Source organism: Nitrospirota bacterium (genome assembly GCA_016180645.1).
Taxonomy (GTDB): Bacteria; JACPQY01; JACPQY01; order JACPQY01; family JACPQY01; genus JACPAV01.
The window spans coordinates 1-6,760 of the sequence record JACPAV010000056.1; the positions used below are offsets into that span (position 1 = coordinate 1).

3 protein-coding genes are annotated in these 6,760 nt (G+C 60.6%); all 3 read right to left on the minus strand.

Annotated elements, in window-relative coordinates; all coding sequences use genetic code 11:
- On the minus strand, positions 1 to 4,635 hold a 4,635-nt coding region (locus tag HYT87_19660), incomplete at its 3' end, for a hypothetical protein (GenBank protein MBI2061963.1).
- A gap of 806 nt (positions 4,636 to 5,441) precedes the next feature.
- Positions 5,442 to 6,353, minus strand: coding sequence for a hypothetical protein (locus HYT87_19665; GenBank protein ID MBI2061964.1), 912 nt, complete (start codon positions 6,351 to 6,353; stop codon positions 5,442 to 5,444).
- Between the two features lie 263 nt (positions 6,354 to 6,616).
- A partial coding sequence (locus HYT87_19670; protein ID MBI2061965.1) for a hypothetical protein occupies positions 6,617 to 6,760 on the minus strand: 144 nt, incomplete at its 5' end.

Sequence of the window (6,760 nt, forward strand, 5' to 3'; positions counted from 1 at the left end):
GGACCCCGAGGCGCCCGGGAGGGCTTCGCTGTCGGCGACGGTGCCGTTGGCGCTGAGGAGGTAGACGGTGGTTCCGGCGCCGACGTAGGTGCCGATGTAAGTGCCGAATTGGTCGGTGGCGGAGACGGGGAAGCCTTTGATTTCGGCGGCGATGGTTTCGTTGGCGATGACGGCGGTGGAGCAGACCTGCGTTGAATTGCCGCTGAGGTTCCCGGCGGCGTCTTTGGATCGCATTTGGTAGCAGTATTGGGTGTTGTCCGAGGCGACGGTGTCTTGGTACGAGGTGGCTCCCGAGGCGGGGGTGGCGATCTGGCCGGCGCCGATCCGGTCGAGTTCATAGTTGGCGAGTCCCGAGCCGGTATCGGTGACGGTGGACCAGTTGACGGTGAGTTTGAGATTGCCCGAGTTGACGACGGAGGAGATGGAGGGGACGGGAGGCGCGGTCCAGTCGTTCATCCAGGTGATGTTGAGGTTGTTGGACGTGGAGTTGCCGTTGCCGGCGGCGTCGACGCAGGCGATGTAGCGGGAGTAGGTGGTATCGGCGGCGGCCGCGCCGGTGAACTGGCAGGCGGTGGTGCTCGAACAAGCGGTGCCTGATCCTCCATCGTAGGCCACGTCCGTGGTGTACCAGCGGCAGGCGGTGGTCCCCGTGGCGGCATCGGTGGAGGTGAGCACAATGTCGGTGTTGGAGTCGTTCGCGGTGTCGTAGTAGGCGGAGGCGGTGTCGCCCTCCACGCTGGTGAGTGTGAGCGGCGGTGCCGTCCAGTCGTTGTACCAAGTCACGGAGATGTTGTTCGCGGCGGTGTTGGCATTGCCGGCGGCATCGACGCATGCGACGTATCGGGTATAGGCGGTGCCGCTTTCGGCGAGGGCGCCGATGGTGCAGAGGGAGGTGGAGGTGCAGGTATTGGCCATCGAGCCGTAGGCGATGTCGGTGGTGTCCCATTTGCAGGTGGCGGCGCCGACCGTGTCGGTGACCGAGATGGCGATATCGGTGTTGGAGTCGTTGATCGTGTCGTAGTACGTGGCGGCCGTGTCGCCTTCGACGTTGGTGAGGGAGATGGAGGGAACGGTCCAGTCGTTGTACCAGGAGACGGCGATGTTGTTGGCGGCCGTGTTGGCGTTGCCGGCGGCATCGATGCACGCGATGTATCGGGTGTAGGCGGTGCCGCTTTCGGCGAGGGCGCCGATCGTGCAGAGGGAGGTGGAGGTGCAGGTATTGGCCATGGAGCCGTAGGCGATGTCGGTGGTGTCCCATCGGCAGGTGGTCGGGCCGGAGACGGCATCGGTGGTGGAGATGGCGATATCGGTGTTGGAGTCGTTGGTGGTGTCGTAGTACGTGGCGGCGGTGTCGCCTTCGACGTTGGTGATGGAGATCGACGGGGCCGTCCAGTCGTTGGTCCACGTGACATCGAGGTTGTTGGCCGTGGAGTTCCCGTTTCCGGCGTTGTCGACGCACGCGATGTATCGGTTGTAGGTGGTTCCTTCGGTGTCGGCCCCCGTGACGGAGCAGGCGGTGGTACTCCCGCAGACGGTGCCGCTTCCCGTGGTCCAGGCCGTATCCGCGGTGTACCAGCGGCAGGCCGACGTGCCGGACGCGGTTGTGGAGGCGGTTTCGGAAGTGAGAACGACGTCGGTATTGGAGTCGTTTGCGTTGTCATAGAACGTGGCGGCGGTATCGCCTTCGATGCTGGTCAGGGCGAGCGCCGAGGCCACGGTGTCGTATTTGATTGTGTAGACGGTGGCGATGGTCGTATTCCCGGCGTTGTCTTTAGTTTTCACGCGGAAGTACCAGGTACCGTTGCCGGGGGCGGTGCCGTTCGTCCAGGTGGTTTGGTAGCCGATCCAGCCGCCCGCGGTTTCGGGGTCGGCGGACGCGTTGGAGCCGAAGTAGATCCAGTATCCGTTGACTCCGGCGAGGCCGTTGTCCGTGGCGTGGGTCCAGGTCATGCAGGGGTCATCGGAGGTGTTTTGCCAGGTATTGTCGCCGAGCGCGGCGCCGGTGCAGGAGCCGTTGTCCACCTTGGCGGCGAGGCCCGTCGGGCTGTTGGGCGCCTGGCGATCGACGATGACGTTATTGTCGATGGAGTTCCCTGTCAGTGCGTCGCCAGCCCGGTCGTTGTCGTTGTCCGTGGCGGTGGCGCGGACGCAGTAGCGCGCGTCCGTAACCGGCAGGGTCCACGCGACGCAGTAATCCGTCGTGCTGCATCCCGTGGAGGGATCGGTATCCGTGCCGATATTCGTCCAGGTGGTATCGCACGCCGCGCCGAGCCAGGACGTGTATTCGAACTGGATCTGGGCGATGCCCGAGTCGTCGCCTTCGACGGGGTCGCTGGCCGTCGCGGTCAGGTTCACGTTGGCGTTGAGATAGGAGGGCGCATCGAAAGTGACGGAGGGGGCCGTGGTATCGTCGTCGGCGACGTTATAGGTGAAGGTCTGGCACGCTCCCGTGATTTGCTGGCCGGCATTGGTGTGGCAATCGTATTCCGCGTCGCCTTCGACGCCCGGCGCCGAGAAGTCTTCTTTGCCGGTGGCCACGGTGCAGCTTCCGGAAGCGGGGATTTCATCGTTGCCCCACTCATTGTCCTTGTCGAAGAGGTAGACGTAGAAACTCGTGTTGCCGAGGTTGTGGACGGGTTCGAAGTTGGCGGCGGAGTGGGCGTCGATGTGCCAGTAGTAAGTGGAATGGACTTCCGGATAGCGGACGTACATGTCTTCGTACTCGTTTTCGCCCCAGCCGTCGGCGCCGGCCATGCCGGAAATCACCACGCGGAAATCGATCTGGTTGCTGCCGTCGTTCCAGTCGGCGATGGTGGGCCCATCCACGGTGTCGAGGAGGGTGAAGGTTCGCCAGGTCCAACCGTGGGACGGGGTGTAGTTGCCGAGATTCGTCCAGCCGCCCCACGCGCCGTCGTCGTAGCGGTTGTACTGCACCGTGACCGTGGGGTTGGACTGGTCCGGGTCGCACGATCCCGGCCACCAGATATCGCACCATTCGTTCATGTACTCTTGGAGATCGAGCGTCACAACCATGCGGTCGATGTTGAAGTAGGCTTGCTTTCCGGGGTAGCCGACCGTATCGGAAGTGATTTGCGGGATTGTGGCGGAGGCCCAATCGCTCTGACCGGGGAGGCTTGTATCCGTGTCGCCGCCTGAGCCTCCGTAGTCGTTGGAATACCAGTGCGTCTGGCTTCCGCTCCTTGAGCACCAGTAGGTGTCCACCTCCGCGTCGCCTCCGCTCGGGGGACCGTAAGAGCAGGAATCCGAGTTTCGGTCGCCGCTGTTCCAGTTGTACGTGTTGGTGCCGGCCGCGGGGATTCGGGATTGAGAGCCTGCGCAGTAGTAGGTGGCGGAGCCTGCGGTGTGATCCACCACCGTCACGGCGCCGGCGTCATCATCATTATCGGTTTGGGAGAACGTGGCGGACACCGAGTAGGAGGTTGCGCTGTCCAGAATGTTTGCGGTGTAGTTCACGGTGTTGAGTGCGAGCGTGTCGGCCGCGGGTCCGCAATCGTCGTCATAGGTGTATGGACCGGCGTGGGCTGCGCCGGTGGCGTAGAGGCCGGCGTTGTCCACGGAACGGACGTGGAAGTACATGGGGCCGGAGTCGGTCATTGTGGCGGTCACGCTGGTGGCGGTCGTCCAGTTGTCGCCGGACGTCGGCACCGTTGTGGCGCTGTTGTCTATTTTCCACCGGTAGCCTTGGATGCCGGAGGTGTCGGAGGCGCCCGACCACGACATGTCGTTTGTGTTGTCGGAGTTGGAGCAGCCGCTGACGGTGTGACTGCTGCTGGAGACGCTGGAGGGGTTCGTGGGCGGCGTTGTGTCTTTGTTGTACCAGTATTTCACTTTGATGGCGGTGCCGTCGAAGTATTGTTGAACGTTGCCCCCGCCGTCCGTGGCGCGGACACAATAGTCGTCAATCCCCTCGGCTGCGGTGGACCACCCGTTGAAGGCTGAGAGGGTGGTGCTCTGGCTCCCGGACCACGCGGAGGCCCAGCCGGCGTTATCGCAGTCCTTATCCACCTCAACGAGTGTGAGATTGGTCCGATTTCCGGCGGCATCGTCCCATGAGGTGGTCTCGCTGTTTGGGTTGGTTGTGATTGCGACGGTTGCGCCGGGATCGGATGTGTAGGGGCCGTAGGTGCGGTCGTATTCAACCTGGGTGGCGGTGTAGCTGGGGTCGGCGCAGAGGTTATCGGCTTCGTAGAGCTCCACTTTGATCCGTCCCGTTGAATTCCACGGACTCCAAACGTTGTCGGACTGGGCATCGCAACAGCACGCGAAGCAGCCGCACCCGGAATTCCACTGGGTGGTGTCGTCGAACTCGAAGATGTCCACCGGCCAGGCATCCATATCCGTCCTTTGCGCGGCGGAGAAATAGACCCTGGAGCGTGTGGGCGTCTGGCCGTACGAGAGCGGATAGTAGACGGTCAGGCACCACCCGCCGGTGCAGGACCGGCTGTCCGAGATCGTTTCGATGTGGTGCATGGTGGGGGGTGTCTGGTCTACTGCGAAACCGGTCGAGTCCGTTCTTGCCGATCCTGGATCGTGGTAATTCGCGGTGGCGCCGGAACCGCAATCCCGAAGCACGGTTGCTGACCACGTTGATAGGTCATTGTTTCTTGCACGCACAGACCAGTAATACCTTCCCTGGGGGAAAGTGTAGGTTACGGTCTTGCTCGTACTCGTGCCATTGCTTGTCCACCCGATCGTTTCGCAACCACCCGCTGTCGTTCCGATGCAATATTGATAGTCATAAATCCCGGTGTTCGAATCGCTCGACGTTCCCCATGAGGCCGATGTACTGGTCACACTGCCATATACCTGTCCCGATTCAGTGACCGTCAACGAACTGGGCGTTGACGGACCCGTATCGTCACAGTAGTAACTCTTATAATCTATCGTTACTGAATCGGGGCAGTCGCCATCACCATCGCCGCAATTGGCAACCCCTGTATCGGTAGCCGCGGAAGTACGCCATGAGTTATCAGCATAGCCCGTAAGGGTTATGCCTCCAAGGCAACTGTCCCAATCGCTTGAGTCACCACTCCATGTCGCTATCGTGCTGTCTTGATCTCTAACTTTTGTTTGAACATTTACAGAGCCGGAAACCGCGGCGGTACTATTGAACCAGGTATTGAACGCATTGCTGCTCCCCGGATCCCATGCCGTGGGTGTATATTGATCCGCGGTTTCACTCCCGACTCTTAGGATCACGTAGGGGTCTGAATTATCGAGGAAACCATCACAGTCACCGATAGAGTTTACGGTTCCTACCTCAAAGTAGAATTTTATTGCCGCCTGCGCATCTCCAACGAGAACACAAGCGGTTAATGCAAGAACAGATCCAGGGACGAGAAACCATCTCGAATCCATTTTCATTTGGGCAAGACGCTTCAGGTAGGGACGAAAAACCTCCAAGACGCGGCAGATGTCTCTCACCTCTTGATCTCCAGGTCGTCGAACAGGGCGCCGTCGATGGTGGCTTCCAGGGGTTTGGCGTTCGGGCCGGCCATGGTGCCCATGGAGAAGACGGGTTTCGGAATCATCACGTTTTCTTCTCCGGCCACCTGACTGCCATCCACGAACATTTTCACCTTGAATGCGACGGGGTCGTAGACGATCCGGTAGCGGTGCCAGCTCCCGCGGGTGATGGATCGAACGATTCGGGGGACGGCCGGTGCGATCCCACCGGTTCTTCGGACGGGCGGTTCCCCTTCCGGAGGCGTGTCAATCGAGGGTGGAGCCCCAAAGACGGGAGGCGAAATCCGGTCCACCATCACCATGACCTGCTCTGGGAACACGAGGAAAGAAACGCCGGTCTTGCTTACGGTATCAACAAGTGCGACCAAACCCGCCGGGGGGATGGACGGAGCTTGCGGGCTCGGAAGGGGATTCTCCGTCCGGAGCACGGGGTCGGGAATGATCGTGTTCAGCAGACTTGGGAGGGTTGCGGACATTCGGTGGGAAACCTGGATGTCGATGATCGTTTCCGGATCGGCTTTGACCGTTTGCGATACGATGAGCTTGTCCTTGGCTGAGACGGCGCCGGAGATTTCCAGCTTTCCGTCTCTGACTTCGTACTTGAGTTGATTTTCACTTTTTGTGGTGGTCGAAATGTTCTGGGCGATTTTCCATCCGCCCTCCTCGGCGCCGTCTCCGAGCACGAGGTCGGTGTCAAAGCTTTCGTGCGAGACGGTTTGGGGTTCCTTGGCTTTCTTGGAGCATCCGACGATCGAGTTGGAGAAGAAGAGCAGGAGAACAACAAGCGCGGTGGAGCGGGGAATCCAGGTGCGGCCTTGAGAGAGGTAGAGTGTTGTTGGGCCAGGTAGAAGTTGCCTTATGTTCATTCAGTTTCTCGTTTGCCGTTCTTTCTGTGGAATCTGTGTACACTGTGAGCCAACTAGCACCCCTGTGTCAAGGAACTGGCTCACGATTTTTTTTGGAAATGTGATTTTCATCACATTGCCGTCTCATTGAGAGTAACTATGTTGACTGTCTCAGTCCACATTAGGCGGACATGGTCTTGGATCGAGTGTGGAATTCGATGATTTCGATCCGTTCCACCGGGGTGATTCGGCGCCGCCAGGATCGGGAGTGGATCGCGGGACGGCTACTTATTGTTTGCGATGATGGGGAGGTAGAAGACTTTTCCGGAGTCGGTGCCGATGGCGAGGCGCACGTCTGCGCCGTTGGTTCGGAGGGCGACGGTGGAGCAGAGGCTGGTGCCGAGGCCGAAGGGGAATCCGGCGCGTCG